The 22,202-nt window shown below is 70.5% G+C and carries 19 protein-coding genes; 10 read left to right on the forward strand and 9 right to left on the reverse strand.

The window, feature by feature from the left end; genetic code table 11:
• Window positions 1-219: 219 nt before the first annotated feature.
• Complete coding sequence (locus AB0K14_RS39510; RefSeq protein WP_360464192.1) at window positions 220-1,155, reverse strand: PfkB family carbohydrate kinase; 936 nt, start codon at window positions 1,153-1,155, stop codon at window positions 220-222.
• 186 nt (window positions 1,156-1,341) lie between these two features.
• Between AB0K14_RS39510 and AB0K14_RS39515 the strand changes: the two genes are divergently transcribed.
• Window positions 1,342-2,574 carry a lytic polysaccharide monooxygenase gene (locus tag AB0K14_RS39515; protein WP_360464195.1) on the forward strand — a complete coding sequence of 411 codons (1,233 nt, stop codon included), beginning with the start codon at window positions 1,342-1,344 and terminating at the stop codon, window positions 2,572-2,574.
• Window positions 2,574-3,119 carry a hypothetical protein gene (locus tag AB0K14_RS39520; RefSeq protein WP_360464198.1) on the forward strand — a complete coding sequence of 182 codons (546 nt, stop codon included), beginning with the start codon at window positions 2,574-2,576 and terminating at the stop codon, window positions 3,117-3,119. The genes AB0K14_RS39515 and AB0K14_RS39520 overlap by 1 nt, the downstream gene beginning before the upstream one ends.
• Window positions 3,120-3,129: 10 nt before the next feature.
• On the opposite strand, the gene AB0K14_RS39525 is transcribed toward AB0K14_RS39520, so the two are convergent.
• The 5 genes from AB0K14_RS39525 to AB0K14_RS39545 all read right to left on the reverse strand — a co-directional run bounded on the left by AB0K14_RS39525 (window position 3,130) and on the right by AB0K14_RS39545 (window position 8,706).
• Window positions 3,130-4,173, reverse strand: a complete 1,044-nt coding sequence (locus tag AB0K14_RS39525; protein WP_360464201.1) for a LacI family DNA-binding transcriptional regulator — start codon at window positions 4,171-4,173, stop codon at window positions 3,130-3,132.
• Window positions 4,174-4,657: 484 nt separating this feature from the next.
• Window positions 4,658-5,701 (reverse strand): endo-1,4-beta-xylanase, encoded by a 1,044-nt coding sequence (locus AB0K14_RS39530; protein WP_360464204.1) that lies wholly within the window; start codon window positions 5,699-5,701, stop codon window positions 4,658-4,660.
• A 40-nt stretch (window positions 5,702-5,741) separates the two neighbouring features.
• The gene (locus tag AB0K14_RS39535) at window positions 5,742-6,560 is read right to left on the reverse strand and encodes a carbohydrate ABC transporter permease (RefSeq protein WP_360464207.1); all 819 of its coding nucleotides are present in this window, start codon (window positions 6,558-6,560) and stop codon (window positions 5,742-5,744) included.
• A complete protein-coding gene (locus AB0K14_RS39540) occupies window positions 6,557-7,378 on the reverse strand; it encodes a sugar ABC transporter permease (protein ID WP_360464210.1) in 822 nt (273 codons plus the stop codon). Before AB0K14_RS39540 ends, AB0K14_RS39535 begins: the two co-directional genes overlap by 4 nt.
• Window positions 7,379-7,410: 32 nt before the next feature.
• The gene (locus AB0K14_RS39545) at window positions 7,411-8,706 is read right to left on the reverse strand and encodes an extracellular solute-binding protein (protein WP_360464212.1); all 1,296 of its coding nucleotides are present in this window, start codon (window positions 8,704-8,706) and stop codon (window positions 7,411-7,413) included.
• 193 nt (window positions 8,707-8,899) lie between these two features.
• Between AB0K14_RS39545 and AB0K14_RS39550 the strand changes: the two genes are divergently transcribed.
• From AB0K14_RS39550 to AB0K14_RS39560, 3 genes are all read left to right on the forward strand, one after another.
• A complete protein-coding gene (locus AB0K14_RS39550; protein WP_360464215.1) occupies window positions 8,900-9,889 on the forward strand; it encodes a LacI family DNA-binding transcriptional regulator in 990 nt (329 codons plus the stop codon).
• Window positions 9,883-12,306, forward strand: coding sequence for a glycoside hydrolase family 3 N-terminal domain-containing protein (locus AB0K14_RS39555; RefSeq protein ID WP_360464218.1), 2,424 nt, complete (start codon window positions 9,883-9,885; stop codon window positions 12,304-12,306). Before AB0K14_RS39550 ends, AB0K14_RS39555 begins: the two co-directional genes overlap by 7 nt.
• A gap of 300 nt (window positions 12,307-12,606) precedes the next feature.
• Window positions 12,607-13,746: a serine hydrolase domain-containing protein gene (locus tag AB0K14_RS39560; RefSeq protein ID WP_360464221.1), complete on the forward strand. Its 1,140-nt coding sequence runs from the start codon at window positions 12,607-12,609 to the stop codon at window positions 13,744-13,746.
• 69 nt (window positions 13,747-13,815) lie between these two features.
• On the opposite strand, the gene AB0K14_RS39565 is transcribed toward AB0K14_RS39560, so the two are convergent.
• Window positions 13,816-14,784 (reverse strand): alpha/beta fold hydrolase, encoded by a 969-nt coding sequence (locus AB0K14_RS39565; protein WP_360464224.1) that lies wholly within the window; start codon window positions 14,782-14,784, stop codon window positions 13,816-13,818.
• 103 nt (window positions 14,785-14,887) lie between these two features.
• On the opposite strand from AB0K14_RS39565, the gene AB0K14_RS39570 reads away from it, so the two are divergent.
• The 4 genes from AB0K14_RS39570 (at window position 14,888) to AB0K14_RS39585 (ending at window position 19,739) form a co-directional block, all read left to right on the forward strand.
• Window positions 14,888-15,916 (forward strand): LacI family DNA-binding transcriptional regulator, encoded by a 1,029-nt coding sequence (locus tag AB0K14_RS39570; protein WP_360464227.1) that lies wholly within the window; start codon window positions 14,888-14,890, stop codon window positions 15,914-15,916.
• Between the two features lie 593 nt (window positions 15,917-16,509).
• Window positions 16,510-18,141: a cellulase family glycosylhydrolase gene (locus AB0K14_RS39575; RefSeq protein ID WP_360464230.1), complete on the forward strand. Its 1,632-nt coding sequence runs from the start codon at window positions 16,510-16,512 to the stop codon at window positions 18,139-18,141.
• Window positions 18,142-18,150: 9 nt separating this feature from the next.
• A complete protein-coding gene (locus AB0K14_RS39580) occupies window positions 18,151-19,251 on the forward strand; it encodes a cellulose binding domain-containing protein (protein WP_360464232.1) in 1,101 nt (366 codons plus the stop codon).
• 83 nt (window positions 19,252-19,334) lie between these two features.
• Window positions 19,335-19,739 (forward strand): DUF1992 domain-containing protein, encoded by a 405-nt coding sequence (locus tag AB0K14_RS39585; protein WP_360464235.1) that lies wholly within the window; start codon window positions 19,335-19,337, stop codon window positions 19,737-19,739.
• Between the two features lie 81 nt (window positions 19,740-19,820).
• On the opposite strand, the gene AB0K14_RS39590 is transcribed toward AB0K14_RS39585, so the two are convergent.
• Window positions 19,821-20,105 (reverse strand): helix-turn-helix transcriptional regulator, encoded by a 285-nt coding sequence (locus AB0K14_RS39590; protein WP_360464237.1) that lies wholly within the window; start codon window positions 20,103-20,105, stop codon window positions 19,821-19,823.
• Window positions 20,106-20,188: 83 nt separating this feature from the next.
• Window positions 20,189-20,704, reverse strand: coding sequence for a GNAT family N-acetyltransferase (locus AB0K14_RS39595; RefSeq protein WP_360464240.1), 516 nt, complete (start codon window positions 20,702-20,704; stop codon window positions 20,189-20,191).
• A gap of 293 nt (window positions 20,705-20,997) precedes the next feature.
• Here AB0K14_RS39595 and AB0K14_RS39600 point away from each other — a divergent pair, with 293 nt between their 5' ends.
• Complete coding sequence (locus AB0K14_RS39600) at window positions 20,998-21,945, forward strand: tetratricopeptide repeat protein (RefSeq protein WP_360464243.1); 948 nt, start codon at window positions 20,998-21,000, stop codon at window positions 21,943-21,945.
• The last annotated feature ends 257 nt before the right edge of the window (window positions 21,946-22,202 follow it).

The raw sequence follows: 22,202 nt of genomic DNA on the forward strand, positions 1-22,202 counted from the left end.
CAAGGGGGCGGTGTTCAGGTTTGCCGGGTTGTGGGTGTCTTGCCGCCCCCTTGACACGTGTGGTTGCCCTTGTGGAGGTCGGCGGGATGACACGAGGCCCGGACCACGCTGGTTCGGGAGTGGACCGCGTGGCCCTGTCATCCTGCTGATCTGCCCGTCCGGCGAGGACGCTTTTGATCTTTGATCTTTGACGCTCCGACCCTTGCTCGGGCCCCTCGCTCAAACCCTGCCCGACAGGCCCGACGACCCCGACAGGCCCGACGACCCCGACCGAACCGCGAGATCCGACAGACCCGTGAGATCCGTCCGCCCCCCAGGATGGCGAACCGCACGACCCGCGGCAGCGGTGGCAAGGCGACCGGCGTCCCTCGGATCGTCACCGCGCGCCAAAGCCACCGTCAGAGCGGCCACGAACGCGTCACCGCCTCCGGTCGGGTCCGCCACCTCCTCCGCCGTCAACGGGATCACCGCCGAGTCCTCGCCCCACACCACCACGTTCGCCTCACCCGGCACCTCCAGCGCCACCACCGACGGGCCGCGCCCCAGCACCTCGCGCCCCGCCCGGACGGCCGCCTCCGTCCCGGTGATCGACAGGCCGGTCAACGCCTCCGCCTCCCCGTGATCGGCCCGCACCACATCGGCAGCGGCCAGGAGTTGGGCGTCGTGCCCGTCGGGCGCGCCGTCCAGCACGACCAACCCGCCCGCCGCGCGGACCGCCGCCAGCGCCGCCTCGGCCGGCTGCTCCAGCTGCACGACCACCGCGTCCGCCCCGGCCAGCATCGCCGAAGCGGCCAGGACGTCCTGCGGTGTGACCAAGGTCGGACCTGGGATGTCCTCCAGGTACCGGTACTCGCCGTCGCACACGACGTCCACGATGAGCGCCGTTCGGGTGGCCTCCCGGCACACCACCGCGGTCGTCGCTACGCCGTCCGCGCCGAGCTGCTGGACCAGCAGGCGGCCCTCCCGGTCGTCCCCGACGACGCCCACCAGCGCCGCCGTTGCGCCGAGCTGCCTGGTGCCCCGGGCGATGTTCGCGCCCTTCCCGCCGAGCATTTCGCGACGTTCCAGCACCCCCGCGCTGCCCCCGGATCCGGGCACCTCCGGCACCACCAACACCAGGTCACGGGCTATCTGACCGACCACCGCGATCCGCATGGTCGAGCGGTACCCGGTGGCCACCAGTTGAAACGAGCCGTTGACGTGGCGTCACCAGTAATGCGATCGTGATTCTGGGAGCGCTCCCAGTTTCATGGTTCACAGATCACCGTCGATCTGAAGGAGAGGTCCTTGCGACTCAAGCGCTTTGGGGCGTTGGCTGTTGCCGCGCTCGGTATCGTCGGTGTGACCAGCGTCTTCGTCCAGAGCGGCGTAGCGGTGGCACACGGGTCGATGACCTATCCGCCCAGCCGCACCTACGCCTGCTACGAGGACGGCAGGATCGGTGGCGGCGGCGGCGACTTGAACCCGACGAACCCGGCGTGCGTCGCCGCGGTGCAGATCGGTGGGAAGCAGCCCCTGTGGGACTGGTACGGCAACCTGATCAGCCTGGCCGGCGGCAGGCACCGCGAGATCATCGCCGACGGCGACCTGTGCGGGCCGACCACGAAGTACGACGCCTACAACCTGACCCGCAGCGACTGGCCGGTGACGACCCTGCGGGCGGGCGCGTCGATCAACTTCAAGTACAACGCCTGGGCACCGCACCCCGGCAGGTGGGACCAGTACGTCACCCGGGACGGCTTCGACGTCACCCAGCCGTTGAAGTGGTCGGACCTGGAGCCCGTGCCGTTCGACAGCATCACGAACCCGCCGCTGGGCAGCGGCGAGTACTCGTGGAACGGCACCCTGCCCAACAAGAGCGGCCGCCACATCATCTACTCGATCTGGCAGCGCAGCGACAGCCCCGAGGCGTTCTACAGCTGCTCGGACGTCAACTTCACCGGTGGCGGCGGCGGTGACACCCAGGCGCCGACGGCGCCCGGCACGCCCACCGCGACCGCGTCCTCCAACTCGGTGGCGTTGAGCTGGTCGGCGGCCACGGACAACCAGGGCGTCAGCGGCTACCAGGTGTACCGCGAGGCGGGCACCACCGACGTGGCGGTCGCGACGAGCTCGGGCACCACGGCCACGGTCACCGGCCTCACCGCGGACACGGCGTACCAGTTCTACGTGGTGGCACGGGACGCGGCGGGCAACACCTCGCCCCCCTCGGCGGTGGTGTCGGTCCGGACCACCACCGGTGGCACGACCCCGGGCGCGTGCGCGGTGACCTACAGCGTGCCCAGCTCGTGGTCCGGTGGCTTCACCGCGAACGTGTCGGTGAAGAACACGGGCACCAGTGCGGTCAGCGCGTGGCAGCTGGTCTGGGACGTCCCGACGGGTCAGGGCATCACCCAGGCGTGGTCGGCGGAGGTCGCCGTCGCGTCGGGCAAGGCCACCGCGAAGGGCGCCAGCTGGAACCAGAACATCCAGCCCGGCCAGACGGTGAGCTTCGGGTTCAACGGCTCGTCGCAGGGGACGCCGACGAACCCGACGTCGTTCGCCCTCAACGGCGCTCTGTGCGCCGCGGCCTGATGTTCTGGCGATGCGCGGCCCTGGTCGCGCTCCTGGTGGGGTCGGTCGCCTGCTCTTCGGCGGCGACCGGCTCCACCGGCCTGGGCTCCAACGCCCTCGGCCCGCCGCTGGCGACGCCGTCGGAGGTGGGGGACTGGGTGCGGGAGAAGACCGGGCAGTGCGACGACGTGGTGCCGCGGACGATGGAGGAGTTCGCCGACTTCGTCGGCCCGTTGCGGGCGGCGCTCTACGCGCCGTACGTGGCCGAGTGGGCGACGTGCGAGGCGGGGCCGTACCAACGGCTCGGGCTGGTGGTGTTCCAGCGCGAGAAGCTGGCCGACTTCCAGCGCTCGTGGCAGGGAGCGATGTCGTCCGGCGAGGTGTCGGACAACCCGGATTTCGGGTTCGGCAACGGCTTCGCGCTGAGCGGCACGCTCGGCTTGGAGTTGTTGGGACTGCACGAACTGCGTTGCACACCGGTGGGAACCGGCGAGGACGTGGGACACACCCTGCCCGCGGAGGCGGAGGGGTGCACCTACGTCCAGAAGCCGGGTCACCACCACTAGAGGCGGCTCGTCAGCGTGGCGCGGCGGTGCTCTGACGCACCACCAGCGTGGTGGCAAGCTCGATTCGGCGGTGTTCGGGCTCTTCACCACGTGCCAGCGTGATGGCGAGACGGGTGCCCGCCGCGGCCATGTCCTGCAGCGGCTGCCGGACCGTGGTCAGCGGCGGGCCCACCCACTGCGCCACCGGGAGGTCGTCGAAGCCGACGACGCTGAGGTCTTCCGGGATGCGCAGACCGGCGGCGCGTGCGGCTTCGTAGACGCCGAGGGCCTGCAGGTCCGACCCGGCGAACACGGCCGTGGGCGGGTCCGGCAGGTCGAGCAGCGGTGCGAACTGGGCGCGCCCGGACTCGACGTGGAAGTCGCCGTAGCGGACCAGGTCCGGGTCGAACGCCAGGCCCGCGGTCTCCAGCGCGGCGCGGTAGCCGTCGACGCGGGCGCGGCTGCACAGGACGCGCTCCGGACCGCCGATCATGGCGATGCGCCGGTGGCCGAGTTCGATCAGGTGCCGGGTGGCGGTCAGGCCGCCGTTCCAGTTGGTGGCTCCTATGGAGGGCGTTTCCAGCTGGGGTTCGCCGATCGGGTCGACCACGACGACCGGGATGTCACGCGCGCGCAGCTTGGCCAGCTGCGAGGACGTGAGGTCGGAGAAGACGGAGATCACGGCCAGCGGCTTGCGCGCGATGACCCCTTCGAGCCAGCCGTGACCAGGGGTGAGCCTGCCCTGGGACTCCGACAGCACCAGCGCCAGACCCTGCTCGGCGGCGACCTGCTCGGCACCGCGGATGATCTCCAGGGCCCAGGCGCTCTCCAGCTCGTGGAACATCAGTTCCACCAGGTTGGACCGCCGCGACCGCTCGTCCGCCCGCCTCTGGTAGCCGTGGCGCCGGATGATCGCCTCGACCCGTTCCCGGGTGTGCGGCGCGACGTCCGCGCGACCGTTCATGACCTTCGAAACAGTCGGAACCGAGACCCCTGCCTCCGCCGCGATGGCAGCGATGGTGATCTTGCCCGAGGCTGTGCCATCCGAGGGTGACGGGTCGGCTTTGGTCGGCATGGGGGCAGTCTACGACAGCTCCGCCCAGTTCCGGCCGCTAGACGCGGGGGAGCGGAGGTGGGTTGTTCGTCACTTGGCGGCCGCGTAACACGTTCGAAACAATCGACGTTTGAGTCGAAAGTGTCGAATATCCGGTTGATCCACCGGCCGTTCAGCTCACGTTACCGCAACGCAGAACGCACCGGACCACCAAATGAGATGTCCTGAGCGTTGAATTCGGGGGTCCTGAACGTAGGACACTCACGACCTGAACGTAGGACACGCGCGTTCCGAACGTAGGACACGCGCGACCTGAAGGTACGACTCGCGCGGCGTGAACGTAGGACTCTCGCGCGAGTCGAACGTTCAGGTCCGTTGAGTCGTACGTTCAGGACCGGTGAGTTGGGCGTTTAGGTTCGGTGAGTTGGCGTTCGGGGAGGCGAAGGCTGGTTCCGGGAGGGGCTCGGGCCCGCTGGGAGAGTGTGCGGGCCCGAGCCCGGTCGGGTCAGCCCCGGCGGCGCGTGCCGCCGAACGAGAGGTCGTCGCGCATGGCCCGGTAGGCGGGCTTGGCGGCGAAGTTCTCGTCGAGGATGTTGGCCGCACCTTCACCCTCGAACCACCCGGGCACCCAGGAGTACTTGTCCGTGTACCCCCAGACCGTGAACGACAGGCAGCGCGGCGTCAGCAGGCAGGCCTTGAGCATCGTGCTGTAGACGTTCGCCTGGGCCTGCAGCTTCACCGAGTCGGACGGCATCACCATCCGCACGTCGGCCTCGGTCACCGCGGTGCGCAACCCGAGCCGGTCGAACCGACCCAGGTTCTCCCGCATCGTCTGCGGTGCGTAGCCCGCGGTGTGGTGGGCCTGCACGCCGACGCCGTGGATCGGCACACCCTGCCGCTTCAGCTGCTTGACGAGGTTGTACACGCCGTCGCTCTTGGCGTTGACGTCCTCGACGTTGTAGTCGTTGTAGAACAGCAGCGCGCCGCGATCGGCCTCGTGGGCCCACCGGAACGCGTCCGCGATGTAGCCGGGGCCGAGAGCCCGCAGCCAGACGGTGTCACGCAGCGTCCCGTCCTCGTTGAACGCCTCGTTCACCACGTCCCACTGCCAGACCTTGCCCTTGAAGTGCCGGACGGTGGTCTGGATGTGGTTCTTCAGCACCGAGCGCAGCTCGGTGGCGGGCAGGCTCGACAGCCACGACGGGTTCTGGTTGTGCCAGACCAGCACGTGGCCGCGCACGCTCTGCCGGTTGGCCCGGGCGAACGCGATCAGCTCGTCCGCCGGAGCCCAGTCGTACTGCCCGCGGGTCGGTTCCAGGACCTCCCACTTCATCACGTTCTCGGCCGTGACGCTGTTGAACTCCGACGCGATCCGCTCCCGGTACACCTGGTCGTTCGCCAGCGCCGCCATGTCGACGGCGGTGCCGATGCCCAGGTCGTGACGTGCCGCGAGCTGCCGGAGCGTCGGCTCCGGCGCCGCTGCCGCCGCGGGTGCGACGGCAGCGGCCAACGATCCGACGACGGCCAGAACGAGTGCGACCTTGCGCATGAACGTTCCTCCCAAGCCAACGAGCCGGAGAAAACCTGACCTACTTGCCGAACCCGGCCGTGAGGCCGCTGAGCAGGAAGCGCCGCCCGATCAGGTACACCACGAAGATCGGCAGCACGGACAGCGTCACGGCCGCGAGCAGCGCGGGCACGTTCGTGCCGAACTGCCCCTGGAAGTCCCACAACCCGAGGGTGAGCACCCGCGACGACTCCGACTGGGTGAGCACCAGGGGGAAGAGGAACCCGTTCCACGCGTTGAGCGCCGTGTAGACGACGACCGTCATGATCGCCGGTCGCGCCAGCGGCAGGACCAGCGACACGAGCACTCGCATCGGGCCCGCGCCGTCGATCGCCTGCGCCTCGTACAGCTCGCGCGGCACGTCGCGCAGGCTGTTGACCAGCACCAGCATCGCCACCGGCAGCGCGAACGCCGCCGTCGGCAGGATGATCGCGGTCAACGTGTCGTACAGCTGCATCCGGGTGATCATCAGGTAGACCGGGATGATCGTGGCCTGCGCGGGGATCGCCAACCCCATCAGGAGCAGGGTGAACCCCTTCTGCACGAACGGGCTGGTGTTGCGCACCACCGCGTACGCGGCGGGCACGGTCACCAGCACCACGATCGCCACCGTAGCGACGGTCACGATCACGTTGTTCAGCAGGTACTGGCCGAAGCCGCCGGTCAGCACGGTGACGTAGTTGTCCAGGGACAACGCGTCCGGCATCTCCCACACGCTCTTGCCGAGGTACTCGGCGCGGGAGCGCAGCGACACCGTGACCAGGTAGAGCAGCGGCCCGACGACGATCACCAGCCACACCAGGGCGAAGATCCCGGCGGGCCAGTTGGGACGAGACTTCACGACCCCTCCTGCTGGCTGCTCATCTGGCGGAACCCGCTCCAGCGCATGACCACCAGCGACAACGCGGTGCCGAGGACGACCAGCACGACCGCGATCGCGCTCGCGTAGCCCATCTCGAACCCGCTGAAGCCGGTGATGTACATGTGCAGCGGCAGGATGCGGGTCGCGGTGCCCGGCCCGCCGTTGGTCAGGATCAGCACGGTGTCGAACGTGGTCAGCGAACCGACCAGCATGAGCACCGACGACGTGACGATCGTGTACCGCAGCTGCGGCAGCGTGATGTGCCGGAACTTGCCCACCCGCGAGGCGCCGTCGATGGTGGCCGCCTCGTACAGCGAGGGCGGCACCGCCCGTGCCGCACCCTGGTAGAGCAGCGTGTGGAACGGGATGAACTGCCACGAGATCACGAGCACGACCGTGTAGAGCGCGATGTCGGGATCGCCCAGGAACAGCGGTCCGTCGACGAACGCGCCGAAGTTCGGTTCGAGCAGCGCCTGCCACAACAACGCGATGGCGGCCGTGGACAGCAGCAGCGGGAGGAAGAAGATCGAGCTGAGCACCGCCCGGGACCGCTGCTTGCCGGCCGCCCAGACCCCGATCAGCAACGCGATCGGGGTCTGGACGAGCCACGACACGACCATCAGCACCAGGGTCCGCCACACCGAGGCCCGCGCCTCGGCGTCGTCGAGCAGCCGGGACCAGTTCTCGCCCCCGTTCATCGCGGGCGTGCCCAGACCGTCCCAAGCGGTGAAGCTCAGGTAGATCACGAGCAGCATGGGCAACGCGGCGAACAGGGCGAAGAATCCGAACGCCGGCACGGCATACCAGGCCGAAGGCCGCTGGGACGACATCAGCGCGCGGCCACCGCGTCGACGAACTGCTGCGGCGAGACCTTGCCCAGGAAGAACTCCTGGAGCTGGGTCAGCATGAACGTGGCGTCATCGGCGGGCAGGTCCTGGTCCCAGGACAGCTGGAAGTTCTTCGAGTCCAGCACCAGCTCGTAGATGTACGACGCGTACTCCGGGTTCGGCGACTTCTTGAGCTTCTCCTCGGCGCCCACCACCGGCGGGACGTCACCGGCCTCGATCAGCGCCTCGACGTAGGAGTCCTTGTGCAGCTCGCTCGTGACGAACTTCTTCGCCGCGTCGAGGCTCTTGGAGTCCTGGGTCGCCGAGTAGAAGTTGCTCACGTTGCCGACGAGGTTCGCCGCGTCGCCCTTGCCGCCGGGGATCGACGGGAACGCCACCCAGCCCAGGTCGCCGTTCTTCACGAAGTCCGGGCTCTGGTCGAGCTGGTTGGTGTACTCCCACGAACCCATGAGGTGCATCGCGGCCTTGCCCTGCGCCATGATGGTCGACGCGCCACCGGCGTCGTAGCCGACGGAGGCGAAGCTGCTGCCGAACGCGCCCCGGTCGATCAGGTCCTTGAGCTTGGTGAGGGACTCGACCACGGCCGGGTCCTTCCAGCCCGCGGGGCCGGAGTCGCGGATGTTCTTGAACACCTCGGGACCCGCCACGCGGTCGAGCACGTACTCGGCCCACATCAGCTCGGTCCACGCCTGGTTGCCGGCGAGGGCGATCGGGGTGATGCCCTTGCCCTTGAAGGTGTCGACCAGCGAGAGCAGGTCGTCCCACGTCTTCGGCGGCTGCGCGCCCGCCTCGGTGAAGACCTTCTTGTTGAAGAACAGCAGCACCGGCTGCATGCCGCGCATCGGCACGCCGTAGTACTTGCCGCCGAGCTTCGCGCCGTCCAGCACGCTGGGGATGAACGCGTCCTTGGCGGCCTTGTTCTCCTCCAGCACCGAGGTCAGGTCGGCCACCTTGCCGGCGTCGACGTACTCCTTGAGGTTGCCACCACCCCAGTTGAAGAACAGGTCGGGGGCCTGCGGCGAACCGATGGCAACCCGGAGGCGCTGCTTGTAGGGGTCGTTGCCGAACGTCTCCAGCGAGGCGTTGCCGCCGCCCGCCTTGAACGAGTCGATCGACTTGTTCTCGATCTTGTTGAGGACCGGGTCCTCAAGCGCCCAGATCTTCAGTGCGCCCGCGTTGGTCTCGCCCGGACCGGACGTACCACACGCGGACACCACTGCTGTCACGGCGACGAGCCCCATCGCGATGAGGGGACGCACCCATGAACGGCGGGACATGCGACCGCCACCCTTCTGCCACGCTGCGGATTTGTTCGCGGCATCGAAATATTTCGAAACATCCACGACTTGCGCAGACCTTAGGCGGGTGTCCAACCGGTGTCAAGCGTCACCATTCGGCGTGTCTGACTCATGTTTCTGCACGTCAGGAGGTCACTCTTGTGTTTCGATCGAGTTTCGATACTATCGGGACATGCGTCGAGCCACGTTGGCCACGATTGCCGCAGCAGCGGGGGTGTCTCTCCCGACGGTGTCCAAAGTCCTCAACGGGAAGGACGACGTCGGCGCGGAGACAAGGGCTCGTGTGCGGCAGTTGCTCGCCGAGTACGACTACGTGCCGGTGGGGTCCCGTCGGGCCTCCGGGCACCTGCTGGTGGACCTCGTGTTCACCGCCCTGGACAGCCCCTGGGCGGTGGAGATCATCCGCGGCGTCGTCGACACCGGACTGCACGTCGTGGTGTCGTCCACGGACAAACCCCGTCAGCACACGTCGTGGGCGGCGTCGCTGGTCGAGGCCAGGCGCGCGGGAGCGCTGCTGGTCACCTCCCAGCTGACCGCCGCCGACCGCCGCGTGCTGGCCAACTCCCGCATCCCCGTCGTGGTCATCGACCCCGTCGACCTGCCGCAGCCGAACGTGCCCAGCGTCGGCGCGACCAACTGGGCGGGCGGCCTGTCGGCCACCGAACACCTCCTGCGCCTCGGCCACCGCCGGGTCGGCGTCATCGGCGGACCCGCCGGGATGCTGTGCAGCCGCGCGCGGGTCGACGGCTACCGGGCCGCGCTCGACCGCGCGGGCATCGCGTTCAACCCGGAACTGGTCAAGCACGGCGATTTCAAGCACGAGGGCGGGTTCCGCCGCGCGGCCGAGCTGCTGGCGCTGCCGGACCGGCCGACGGCGATCTTCGCCGGGAACGACGAGCAGGCTTTAGGGGTGATCGAGGCGGCCCGAGTAGTCGGGCTGTCCGTGCCGCACGACTTGAGCGTGGTCGGTTTCGACGACCTGCCGGTCGCGGTGTGGTCCTCGCCCGCTCTCACCACCGTGCGCCAGCCACTGACCGAGATGGGCCGCCACGCGGGCCGGATGCTCGCCGACCTGATCGCCGGTCGCCCCGTGGAGACCGAACGCGTGGAACTGGCCACCGAACTCGTCGTCCGATCGTCAACGAAGGAGCCGCCGTGCTGAACCCCTGGGCCGATCCCGGTAAGCCGACCGGAGAGCGCGTCGCCGCCCTGCTGGCCGAGCTGACCCTGGAGGAGAAGCTGGCCCAGCTGGTGGGCGTGTGGGTGGGAATCTCCGACGGCGAGGAGGTCGCACCCGCGCAGCACGAGTTCGCCGAGCCGCTGCCGCCGTGGGACGAGCTGACCAAGCCCGGCCTCGGGCAGCTGACCCGCGTGTTCGGCACCGGACCGATCGACCCGCTGGTCGGCGCGAAGGTGCTGGCCGAGACGCAGCGCAAGCTGGTGGCCAACACCCGGTTCGGCATCCCGGCCATGGCGCACGAGGAGTGCCTGTCCGGCTTCACCGCCTGGCAGGCCACCGTCTTCCCGACCCCGCTCGCGTGGGGCGCCTCCTTCGACCCGGAGACGGTCGAGCGGATGGCACGCGAGGTGGGTCTCGTGATGCGCGACGTCGGCGTCCACCAGGGATTGGCTCCGGTGCTCGACGTGTCGCGCGACCCGCGCTGGGGACGTACCGAGGAGACCATCGGCGAGGATCCGTACCTCGTCGGTCTCCTCGGTGCGGCCTACACCAAGGGCCTGGAGTCCAGCGGCATCGTGGCCACGCTCAAGCACTTCGCGGGCTACTCGGCCTCGCGCGGCGGGCGCAACCACGCGCCGGTGCACATGGGCCCGCGCGAGTTCGCCGACGTGGTGCTGCCGCCGTTCGAGATGGCGTTGCGCCTGGGCGGCGCCCGCTCGGTGATGAACTCCTACGCCGAGGTCGACGGCGTGCCGCCGGCCTCCGACCCGGCCCTGCTCACCGACCTGCTGCGGCACCAGTGGGGCTTCACCGGCGTGGTGGTCGCGGACTACTTCGCGGTGTCGTTCCTGGAGACCGCGCACGGCATCGCGGGTTCGCCGGGCGAGGCGGCCTCGCTGGCGCTGGCCGCCGGCATCGACGTCGAGCTGCCCAGCGTGCGCTGCTACGGCGAGCCGCTGGCCGAGCTGGTGCGGTCCGGCCAGGTGGACGAGGCGCTGGTGGACCTCGCGGTGACCCGCGTGCTGACCCAGAAGTGCGAGCTGGGCCTGCTGGACGAGGGCTGGCAGCCGGAGTCGCCCGCGGTGCTGCGCGGCGAGCCGGTCGACCTCGACCCGCCCGCCCTGCGCGACCTGGCCCGCACCATGGCCGAGCGCTCCGTGGTGCTGCTGGACAACGCGGCCGACGTGCTGCCGCTGCGCGACGCGGGCAAGCTCGCCGTGGTCGGGCCGTGCGCGGACGACCTGCTGGCGCTGATGGGCTGCTACGCGTTCCCCAACCACGTCGGCGTCCAGCACCCCGAGGTGGCCCTGGGCGTCGAGATGGACACGATGGTGCAGGCCGTGCTCAAGGAGTTCCCGGGCGCCGCGGTCACCACCGCCAAGGGCTGCGAGGTCGACGGCGACGACCGGTCGGGCATCGAGGACGCCGTCGCGGTCGCCCGCGAGGCTGACGTGGTGCTGGCCGTGCTCGGCGACCGGGCCGGGCTGTTCGGCCGCGGCACGTCCGGCGAGGGCTGCGACGCCGAGGACCTGAACCTGCCCGGCGTGCAGGGCGAGCTGCTCGACGCGCTGCTGGCGCTGGACGTGCCGGTCGTGCTGGTGCTGCTGACCGGCCGCCCGTACGCGCTGGGCAAGTACATCGGACCCGCCGCGGATCCGGAGGCCACCGAGGTAGCGGATCCTGAGGCCACCGAGGTAGCGGATTCGCGGCCCGCCGCAGGAGCGTATTCGCGGCCCGCCGCGGTAGCGGATTCGCGGCCCGCCGCGGTCGTGCAGGCCTTCTTCCCCGGTGAAGAGGGCGCGGGCGCGGTCGCCGGAGTGCTCAGCGGGCGCGTCAACCCGTCCGGCAAGCTGCCCGTGCAGGTGCCGCGGGGTTCCGGCGGCCAGCCGACCACCTACCTGCACCCGCCGCTGGGCGGTCCGGGCGGGGTCAGCTCGGTCGACCCGTCGCCCGCCTACCCGTTCGGGCACGGCCTGTCGTACACGACGTTCGAGCTGTCCGACTTCGCCGCGGGGCAGGAGTTCCCGTCCGACGGCGAGGTCGAGGTGTCGTGCCTGGTGCGCAACACCGGTGACCGGCCCGGTGCCGAGGTCGTCCAGCTCTACCTGCACGACCCGGTCGCGAGCGTCACCCGCCCGGTGCGCCAGCTCGTCGGCTTCGCGCGGGTCGACCTGGAGCCGGGCGAGGCCACCGGGGTGACGTTCCGGCTGCACGCCGACCGCACCTCGTTCACCGGTCGCGACGGCCGCCGCGTGGTCGAGACCGGCGAGGTCGTGCTGCAGGTCGGCTGTTCGAGCAAGGACATCCGCTGGGAGCACTCGGTGCGGCTCACCGGCGAGCCGCGCGTGGTCGGCCACGACCGCGTGCTGGTGACCCCGGTGACCACCGCGTCACGATGAGGTGACCATGAGGTTGGTGCCACCGCGGGTGCCGCCGGCGCTGCTCGTGCACACGCACGGGTGCCGAGTCGGCCCCACGGTGGTGGCCCAAGAGCTGGTCGTGGACACGGGAGGCCTCGGGCCGAGCAGCCCGAGGCCCTCGGAGAGCCGCCGAGTCCACTGACCGGGCTGGGGCGTGAGGGGACTATGGCGGTGGTCCCCTCACGCCCCGCCGAACCGCGTTGCCACCCGCGCGGAGCACGAAGTGGTGGCGCACCGGACTATCGTGACCGCGGGTCACGGTGCCGGAGGAGGAACCACATGCTTGGCACGGTCGCTGCGGGGTACGAGGGCGTGCGCGAGGAGTTCGCGGAGTTCGTCGCCGGGGAGCGCGAGGACTACGCGGGCCAGCTGGTCGCCTACGTGCGTGGCGAACTGGTCGTGGACCTGTGGGTGGGTCCCGGGTTCACCGCCGACACGCTGACCGGGGTGTTCTCCTCCACGAAGGGCGCGGCGTACCTCGTGGTGGCGCTGCTGGTGCAGGACGGCGTGCTGGATCCCGACCAGCGGGTCGGCCACTACTGGCCGGAGTTCGCGGCGGAGGGCAAGCAGGACACCACGCTGCGGGAGCTGCTCTCGCACCGCGCGGGGTTGGTCGGCGCGGACACCGGGTTCAGCCTGGAAGAACTGGCCGACGACCGGCTGATCGCGGCGCGGCTCGCGGGCCAACGGCCGTACTGGCGGCCGGGCGCGGCGTTCGGGTACCACGCGTACGTGATCGGCGCGCTGACCGGCGAGGTGGTGCGGCGCGTGACGGGGCGGAGCATCCAGGAGCTGTTCGAGGAACGGGTCCGGGCGCCGTACGGTCTCGACTTCCACCTCGGGCTGCCGGAAGAGCTTGAGCCGCGCTTCGCCACCACGTTGCCGATGCTGCCGACACCGGAGCAGCAGGCCGAGATCGACGCGGAGGTGACCGCGGTCGAGAGCCTGGGCGGGATCGCGTTCAACGAACACCGCCCCGACGCACCCCAACTGTGGGACTTCCCGAACCAGCGGATCGTCAGGGCGCAGGGCCAGACGTCGGCGGGCGGTGTCGCCTCGGCGCGAGGTCTGGCCGGCATGTACGCGGCGGCCACCACGGGCCTGAACGGCCGGTCACCGCTGCTGAAGCCGGACACCGTGGCGGAGTTCGCGCAGATCCAGTCGATCGGGTACGACCTCGTTTCGCGCGTGCACAAGGCTTTCGGGCTGGGGTTCAGCGCCGTGGCGGAGTTCTACCCGTTCCTGGGGCAGGGCGCGTTCGGGCACAGCGGCGCCGCGGGCAGCCAGGCGCTCGCGGATCCCCGCAGCGGTCTGGCGTACGGCTACAACCGGCGCCGCTACGCCTATCCCGGCGGCGCGGCCCCGGAGAACGACCGGCTGCTCCGGGCCTGCGTCACCGCCGCGCGCGCGACCCGGTGAGCGGCCGGGCCGACCGCACGCGGCGCCGACACCGCCGCTGCCGCCGGCCCCACACCTGCCGACAGGTTCTCAGAGGTGCGCGCGCAGGTGGCGCAGCTTGCGCTCGTCGTGCACCCGGGGCGTGGTGTGGCCGCTGAACGGGAACACCGCCATCTCCTTCGGTGCGGTGATCTCGTTGTACGCGGCGTACACAGTGGACGGTGGGCACACCTCGTCCATCAGGCCCACGCTCAGCAACGACGTCGCGGTGATCCGCTTGGCCAGCAACGCGCCGTCCACGTACCGCAGCGTGTCGAGCGCGGCCGGGATCAGGTCGACGTGCTGGGCCAGGAAGTTGGCGATCTCCGCGTACGGCTCCTCGCCGGTGAGGGTGACGGCCCGCTGGAAGTCGCACAGGAACGGCACGTCGGCGTGGCAGACCTTCACCGCCTCGCCGTTGAGCGCCGCCGCGGCCAGGGCCAGCCCGCCGCCCTGGCTGCCGCCGGACACCGCGAGCCTGGTCTCGTCGACCCCGTCCAGGGAAGCGGCCACCTCGACGGCACGGGCCGCGTCCACCATCAACCGCGTCACGTAGTAGGTCTCGGGGTTCGCGATGCCGCGCGTCATCACGCCGGGGTACTCGGGGCCCGCGAAGCCGGAGTCCGGGGTGGCGCCGAGCGTCCACCGGCCGCCCTGGCCGCGGGTGTCCATCACGAACACCGCGTACCCGACCGACGGCAGCAACGCGTGCTCCGACGGCAGACCGCGCCCGCCGCCGTAACCGATGTAACAGACGACCGTGGGCAACGACTCGATGCCGGAACCGGCGGGGCGGATGTACCAGCCGCGCACCCGGTCGCCGCCGTAGCCGGAGAACTCGACGTCCCAGACCGAGAGCGGTCCGTAGGCGTCGGCCGCGTACGGGGTCAGCACCGGCGGCAACGCGGCCGCGTGGGCCTCCTCCAGCCGGGACTTCCACCACAGGTCGAGGTTGTCGGGTTCGGCGGTGTCGGTCCGGTACTGGGCGAGTTCCCGTTCGGAGAGGTCGAACCAGGGCACGGCGGTCCCCTTTCGTAATCCGTTAAGCGCTTAATTACCCTACCGGGCGAGGCCGTCCTGTCAGCGGTCTAGACTCGATGATCACCGACCGAGGAGGGCGCGGGTGGTAGGCAAGCGACCGACCATCTCGGACATCGCCAAGGCCGCGGGCGTGTCCACCGGCGCGGTCTCGTACGCGCTCAACAACCGGCCGGGCGTCTCCGAGCCGACCCGTCGCCGGATCATGGACATCGCCGACCGCCTCGGTTGGGTGCCGAGCAGCGCCGCCAGGTCGTTGAGCGACGGGCGGGCGAACGCGATCGGGCTGGTCGTGGACCGGCCCGCGCGGGTGATCGGCGTGGAGCCGTACTTCATGCAGTTGATCTCCGGTATCCAGGGCGCGCTGGCGGGTGGACCGACGTCGTTGCTGCTCCAGGTGACGGACAACTCGGCGGCCGAGCTGGCGGCGTACCGGCGGTGGTGGGGCGAGCGGCGGGTGGACGGCGTGCTGCTGGTCGACCTGGTGCAGAACGACCCGCGGGTGGAGCTGGTGCAGGAGCTGCGGCTGCCCGCCGTCGTGCTGGGTGAGCCGGTCGTGCCGGACCTGCCGTGCGTGTGGACCGATGACGAGTTGGCCGTGGTGGAGGTGCTGGAGTACCTGGTGGCGCTGGGGCACCGGCGGATCGTGCGGGTCGCGGGGCCGACGAAGTTCGTGCACACGCAGACCCGCTCCCGTGCGTTCACCACCGCCGCCGCGCGGTTGGGCCTGGCCGAGGCGCGGGTCGTGCACGCCGACTACTCCGACGAGGCCGCCGCCCGCGTGACCCGGCGCGTGCTGACCAGCGGCACCCCGCCCACGGCCCTGGTGTTCGACAACGACGTGATGGCGGTGTCGGCGCTGGGCGTGGCGCACGAGCTCGGCCTGACGGTGCCCGACCAGCTGTCCCTGGTGGCCTGGGACGACTCGGCCCTGTGCCGCCTGGTCCGCCCGGCCCTGTCGGCCGTCCGCCGGCCGATCGCCGAACGCGGCGCCGCCGCCGTGCGCCTGCTGCTGGACGTGATCAACGGCGCCCCGGCCGAACAGGTCAAGACCTCGGATCCCGAACTGGTCCCCCGCTCCAGCACCTCCCACCCCCCACCTCCCACCCCCTGACCTGGCCCTGGCCCTAACCTCCGCGAGAGCCCACCCTCCACCCCGCGCGTGTCCAACCCCCACCCCGCGCGTGTCCCACCTCCAGAACGCGCGTGTCCTACGTCCAGAACGCGCGTGTCCTACCTCCGGAACGGGCGTGTCCTACGTTCGGAACGCGCGTGTCCTACGTTCAGGACCCCCATGTCCTACGTTCGCGTTCGCTCGCGCCGTCGTGCGGCAAAACCCCAGGTCGCGTGTTCTGAGCGTTGAACTCGGGTGTTCTGAACGTAGGACACGCACGACGTGGACGTAGGACACGCGCGTTCTGGAGGTTCGACTCGCGCGAGCTGGGGGTGGGACTCGCGGGGGGCGGAGGGGTTGGCGTGGGGGCGGTTGTGTAGGAGACTTGCGCAAAGGCCTTCTGGGAGCGGTCCCAGACGGGTCGATTCCGGTGTGCCGCCGCGTGGCCGTGAAAGTCCGGGGAATGGCGTTCGAGGTCGAATGACACCGTTGACACTTAAGCGGTTAATTGCTTTGGTGTTGGGGCCTGCCGGAGGCAGGTGCGCTGCCCTGCGCTCGCTACGTCAACGTCGACAACTACGCGAGGTACATCCATGCGCAAGCGATTCGCCTTGGTCGGTGCCCTCATAACGGCCGCCATCGGCGCCTTGGTCCTGTCCCTGCTGACGGTCGTGCCCGCGCACGCCGCGGCCGGGTTCACCGTCAGCAACGGGCGTCTGCTCGACGCCAACGGCAACGACTTCGTGATGCGCGGTGTGAACCACGCGCACACCTGGTACGCCGACCGCACCACGCAGGCGCTCAAGGACATCAAGGCCACCGGCGCGAACACCGTCCGGGTCGTCCTCAGCTCCGGTGACCGGTGGACCCTCAACACCGCCGCCGACGTCACCAACGTCATCAACCAGTGCAAGGCCAACAAGCTCATCTGCGTGATGGAGGTGCACGACACCACCGGCTACCAGGAGCAGAGCGGGGCGGTCAGCCTCGCCCGCGCCGTGGAGTACTGGAAGAGCATCCAGAGCGCCATGGCCGGCCAGGAGAAGTACGTCATCCTCAACATCGGCAACGAGCCGTGGGGCAACAACGGCCACGCCGGCTGGACCCAGGCGACCAAGGACGCCATCACGTCCCTGCGCGCCGCGGGCTTCGAGCACACGATCATGGTCGACGCGCCGAACTGGGGCCAGGACTGGGGCTTCACCATGCGCGACAACGCCGCCTCGGTGTTCGCCGCCGACCCGCGGAAGAACACCGTGTTCTCCATCCACATGTACGGCGTGTTCGACACGGCCGGCGAGATCACCGACTACCTGAACCGGTTCGTCACGGCGAAGCTGCCGATCGTGGTCGGCGAGTTCGGCAACGACCACTCCGACGGAAACCCCGACGAGGACACGATCTTCGCCACCACCCAGTCGCTCAAGCTGGGCTACCTGGCGTGGTCGTGGTCCGGCAACGGCGGCGGCGTCGAGTACCTCGACATGGTGACCGGCTTCAACGCCGCCCAGCTCACGCCGTGGGGCCAGCGCGCGATCAACGGCGCGAACGGCATCAAGGCCACTTCCCGCCAGGCCACCGTCTACGACAGCGGCACCGGCCCGGACACCACCCCGCCGTCCACGCCCGGCACCCCGACCGCGTCCGGCGTCACGTCGAGCAGCGCCACCCTGTCCTGGGCCGCCTCCACCGACAACATCGGCGTCAGCGGCTACGACGTGGTCCGCGTCAGCGGCACCGCGGAGACCGCGGCGGGCAGCTCCGCCACCACGTCGACGACCGTCACCGGTCTGTCGGCAGGCACCTCCTACACCTTCGCCGTCTACGCGCGGGACGCGGCGGGCAACCGCTCCACCCGTTCCGGCACGGTCAGCGTGACCACCCAGACCGGCGGCGGTGGCCCCGCGTCCTGCGCGGTCACCTACAAGGTCGCCGGCCAGTGGCAGGGCGGCTTCCAGGGCGACGTGAAGATCGCCAACACCGGCACCACCGCGGTGAACGGTTGGACGCTGCGCTGGACCTGGGCCAACGGCCAGACCGTGTCCCAGTCCTGGGGCGCCACCACGACCCAGTCCGGCTCCACGCTGAGCGCGACCAACGTGGCCTACACCGGCTCCATCCCGGTGAACGGCTCGGTCGCCTTCGGCTTCATCGGGTCGTGGAACGGCACCAACTCGGCGCCCACCGCGTTCACCCTCAACGGCGCCAGCTGCACCACGGCCTAGGAGTCGACGATGTCGAGGAAAACCGCTGTCGCGGCACTCATAGGCGCGCTGGCCACGCTCATCGGCGTCCTGGTCGCCGCGCCGGGCCAGGCGGTCGAGGCCGCCGCACCCACCAGGATCATGGCGCTGGGCGACTCGATCACGGGGTCGCCGGGCTGCTGGCGGGCCCTGCTCGACCGCGACCTGCGCGCCGCCGGGCACACGGGCATCGACTTCGTGGGCACCCGGGCCGGTGACGGTTGCGGGTTCGCCTACGACGGCGAGAACGAGGGGCACGGTGGCGCGCTCGTCACCGCGGTGGCCGACCAGAACCAGCTCGTCGGGTGGCTGGCCGCCACCAACCCGAACGTGGTGCTCATGCACTTCGGGACCAACGACGTGTGGAGCAACCGGTCGACCGCGACCATCCTGGCGGCCTACGGCAAGTTGGTCGACCAGATGCGCGCCAACAACGCGGACATGAAGGTGGTCGTCGCCAAGATCATCCCGATGGCGGCGAGCGCGTGCGCGGAGTGCCCGCAGCGGGTGGTCGACCTGAACGCGGCGATCACCGGCTGGGCGGCGGGCAAGTCCACCGCCCGGTCACCGATCACCGTGGTGGACCAGTGGACCGGGTTCAACACCGCCAGTGACACCTACGACGGTGTGCACCCGAACGCGTCCGGTGATCGCAAGATCGCGAACAAGTGGTTCCCGGCGGTGGTGTCCGCGCTCAACGGCACCACACCCACGTCGACCACGACGTCCACCACCACCTCTACTACTACAACGACGACGACGACCACCACCACGACTTCCGTCCCGGGCGGGTCGTGCGACGTGGAGATCAAGATCGTCAACCAGTGGCCGGGCGGCTTCCAGGTGGACATCACCCTCCGCAACGGCGGCGGCTCGGCGAGCCGGGGCTGGCGCGTCGGGTTCACGCTGAAGGCCGGGATGTCCCTGGTCCAGGGCTGGAACGGCACCTTCACCCAGAGCGGTGCGGCGGTGACGGTGTCCAACACGTCCTGGAACGGCGCCATCCCGCCGGCCGGCACGATCAAGATCGGGTTCAACGGCAGCGGCGACCCGACCGGCTGGACACCGGGGCCGATCTGCACGCTCTCCTGACCGGACCTCGCGGTTGTGCCCACCCCGGGCACAACCGCGAGACCCCGACCCGCGCCGGTACCCTCGAAGAGGGGTGGTGCGTCATGACCGAGCGCAAACCGGCCGGCATGGGGTTCGAGACGTGGATCGACCGGCAGATCCGCGAGGCGCAGGACCGCGGCGACTTCGACGACCTGCCGGGCGCGGGCAAGCCGTTGCGCGGGCTGCACGAGCCGCACGACGAGCTGTGGTGGGTGAAGGAGAAGCTGCGCCGCGAGGAGGGCACCGCGCTCCCGCCGACGCTGTTGCTGCGCAAGGAGGCGGCCGCCGCGCGCGAGGCCGCCGGTCGGGCGCGCACCGAGGCCGAGGTGCGCTCGATCCTGGCCGACATCAACGCCAAGATCGAAGAGGCGATCCGCAAGCCCATGTCGGGTCCGCCGCTGAACCTGATGCCGTTCGACGTCGAGCACGTCGTGGCGCGGTGGCGGGCGGAGTCGGCCACGCGCTGAACACCCGCTGCGGCCGGGGTCGGCCGTCCCGATCACGACCGCGCGGGAGCGTGCGCCTCAGCGCCTCAGCGCCACAGCAGCTCAGCGGCTCCGGCGGGTGCGCCTGGCGATCGCGGCCGCCTGTTCCAACTCCTGCTGGGGCGTGTCGAGCACCCGGCCGAGCCAGGCGCGCCAGTACGGGCCGGGGATGCGCTTGCCGCGTTCCCAGCGCGACACCTCTTCCCTGGTGATGCTGACGTTGCCGGACGCCGCGTGCAGCCGTTCCGCCAGGTCGTACTGGGTCAGGCCGCGTCCGCGCCGCAGTTCGGGGAGGATGGTGCTGATCGGTCTCGGTCGGCGTTCGTCGTCACGCACGGGACGGGGCACTGCGAGCGGACCTCCTCGATCGCGGATGGGTCATTGTCCCCAACGGGGGCCGTGTGGTCGATCGGACGAACGGTGTTGCCGGTTCACAGTCGGGCCAGCGGAACCGACCAGTCCACTGTGGACCCGCCGCTGATCCTGGCCGCGCCGGCCGAGCGCAGCATGCGGGTCACGGCGAGGTGGCCGGCGAGGTGGGTCGCGGTGAACCGGTCGAACCCGTTGACCAGCGCGAGGGACGCGAGCCGGACCACCATCGAGGTGGCCAGGCCCGCGCCGCGCCACGGCGGGGAGACCACCACGGCGACTTCGGCCTCGCCGGGCTCCGCGGTCGCCTCGTAGCGGGCGATCGCCACGCCTCGGCCCGACGGGTCACGGGCCACGATCGCGCAGCGGCGCACGTGGTCCAGGTCGGTGAGATGGGTGAGGAGCGCGGGTGTGAGCGGCGGTGCCGCGCCGCAGAACCGCTGGAACAGCGTGTCCGCGTCCGCTCGCCGCAACGCCTCGGCCAGCTCGTCGCGGTCGGCCGGCGTCACGGGCGTCAGTCGGACCCGCCGTCCGTCGGCCAACCGCAGGTTGCGGGCGTTCGATGACTTGGTTCGCATCGGGTGTCACTCCTGTCGACGCAGCCACGTCGTCGGAGCTGCTGGTGGGGGGAGGGGCGCGGAGGGTGCGCGCCGGGACCGGCCACCGGCCACCGGTCCTGGATCGGCCACGGGTCCGCGTGGCACGCGATCACCCCTCGATTCTGGCCCCACGGCGGGTGTCGGCGCAGGGGGCCAATGCGCACCTTCTCGGCGGATCCCACGGACGGTGGCGACGATGTCACCCTGGGTACCCGTTGCCACGGCCCTGATGGATCCCCTCCACCGCTCTAGTGGAATTGCGAGGTGCGGCGATGGCAGAACCTCAGCACGTCCCGGCACGCATCGGCGTCGAGGACGTGGAGCGCTTGGAAGCCGAGACCGAACGCCTGCGCGAGGTGGACTACCGGCGAGGTGGTGGCGCGTGCCGTGACGCGGTGGTCGCCTCCGCGACGCGGTCCGACCGGCTCCTCGACGCCGAGGTCGCGGGCGCGGTGCGCAGGCGGCTGTTGGTGGCGTTGGCCGACCTGCGCAACCTGGCCGGTTGGACGTGCTTCGACACCGGTCGGGACGACGCCGCCACGCGGCACTGGGACCGGGCGCTCGACCTGGCGGCCGAAGCGGGCCACCACGACCTGGAGGCCAACATCCACTACCGCGTCGGACGGCTGCGGCTGCACCGCGGCGAGCGGCGGGAAGCGCTGGAGGTGTTCTCGTCCGGCCTGGCCGCGGCCCGCCGGGCCGGTTCACGGCGGGCGGTCGCCATGCTGCACGCCAACCAGGCCTGGGCGCACGCGGGCCTGGGCGACCGGGACGAGGCCATGCGGCTGTTGCGCCTCGCGCACGACGAGTTCGCCCGCACGCCGTCCGGTCCGGCGCCGGGGTGGGTGCGCTTCTTCGACGAGTCCGACCTGTGCGGGTTGACCGGCGTGGTGCTGACCGAACTGGCCCGGACGGTGGACCCGTCGCACACCTCGACCGCGATCGACTCGCTGAGCGCCGCCGTGGCGGGCTACCCCGAGGAGATGACCCGCAGCCGCGCGTTCAGCCTGGTGGCCCTGACCGTCAACCACCTGGTGGACCGGGACTTCGACCACGCGGCCGAGGTGGGCGGGCGGGCGTTGGCCGCGGCGACCGCGGTGAACTCGACCCGCGTCGCCGACCGGCTGCGTCCGCTGCGCCACCTGGCCGACCGCTACCCCGGCAACCCGCACGCCCGGGCGTTGTCGGCGGGGATCGCCGCCTTCACACCGCCCGTCTGACGGGACATCGAGAACCACCGCGCCGCCTCCGGCCCGACCCGGGCCGGAGGCGGTTGCGCGCTGTGCCGCGCCCGCTGTGCTCCGGTCGCGCCATCGAAATCGACTCGAATTCGACGGACTGTCGAACATGATCGTCGAACAGCCGTCGAACGGCGGTCGAACGAAGTTACGTCGTTGACGTGTGGCGGACATTTTCGCAATACTCTGTTCGCACTTCTGGATAGAGTTCACATGTATGAACAAATTCGCCGGGGAAG

It is taken from the genome of Actinosynnema sp. NPDC050801 (assembly GCF_040673975.1).
Taxonomy (GTDB): domain Bacteria; phylum Actinomycetota; class Actinomycetes; order Mycobacteriales; family Pseudonocardiaceae; genus Actinosynnema.

What these genes read in the sequence shown, in the direction of transcription:
- AB0K14_RS39525 (WP_360464201.1), bottom strand. Translation starts at nt 4,173, where the DNA reads ATGCCGACCAAAGCCGACCCGTCACCCTCGGATGGCACAGCCTCGGGC.
- AB0K14_RS39575 (WP_360464230.1), top strand. Translation starts at nt 16,510, where the DNA reads ATGCGCAAGCGATTCGCCTTGGTCGGTGCCCTCATAACGGCCGCCATC.
- AB0K14_RS39585 (WP_360464235.1), top strand. Translation starts at nt 19,335, where the DNA reads ATGACCGAGCGCAAACCGGCCGGCATGGGGTTCGAGACGTGGATCGAC.
- AB0K14_RS39595 (WP_360464240.1), bottom strand. Translation starts at nt 20,704, where the DNA reads ATGCGAACCAAGTCATCGAACGCCCGCAACCTGCGGTTGGCCGACGGA.
- AB0K14_RS39530 (WP_360464204.1), bottom strand. Translation starts at nt 5,701, where the DNA reads ATGCGCAAGGTCGCACTCGTTCTGGCCGTCGTCGGATCGTTGGCCGCT.
- AB0K14_RS39510 (WP_360464192.1), bottom strand. Translation starts at nt 1,155, where the DNA reads ATGCGGATCGCGGTGGTCGGTCAGATAGCCCGTGACCTGGTGTTGGTG.
- AB0K14_RS39545 (WP_360464212.1), bottom strand. Translation starts at nt 8,706, where the DNA reads ATGTCCCGCCGTTCATGGGTGCGTCCCCTCATCGCGATGGGGCTCGTC.
- AB0K14_RS39550 (WP_360464215.1), top strand. Translation starts at nt 8,900, where the DNA reads ATGCGTCGAGCCACGTTGGCCACGATTGCCGCAGCAGCGGGGGTGTCT.
- AB0K14_RS39560 (WP_360464221.1), top strand. Translation starts at nt 12,607, where the DNA reads ATGCTTGGCACGGTCGCTGCGGGGTACGAGGGCGTGCGCGAGGAGTTC.
- AB0K14_RS39520 (WP_360464198.1), top strand. Translation starts at nt 2,574, where the DNA reads ATGTTCTGGCGATGCGCGGCCCTGGTCGCGCTCCTGGTGGGGTCGGTC.
- AB0K14_RS39600 (WP_360464243.1), top strand. Translation starts at nt 20,998, where the DNA reads ATGGCAGAACCTCAGCACGTCCCGGCACGCATCGGCGTCGAGGACGTG.
- AB0K14_RS39580 (WP_360464232.1), top strand. Translation starts at nt 18,151, where the DNA reads ATGTCGAGGAAAACCGCTGTCGCGGCACTCATAGGCGCGCTGGCCACG.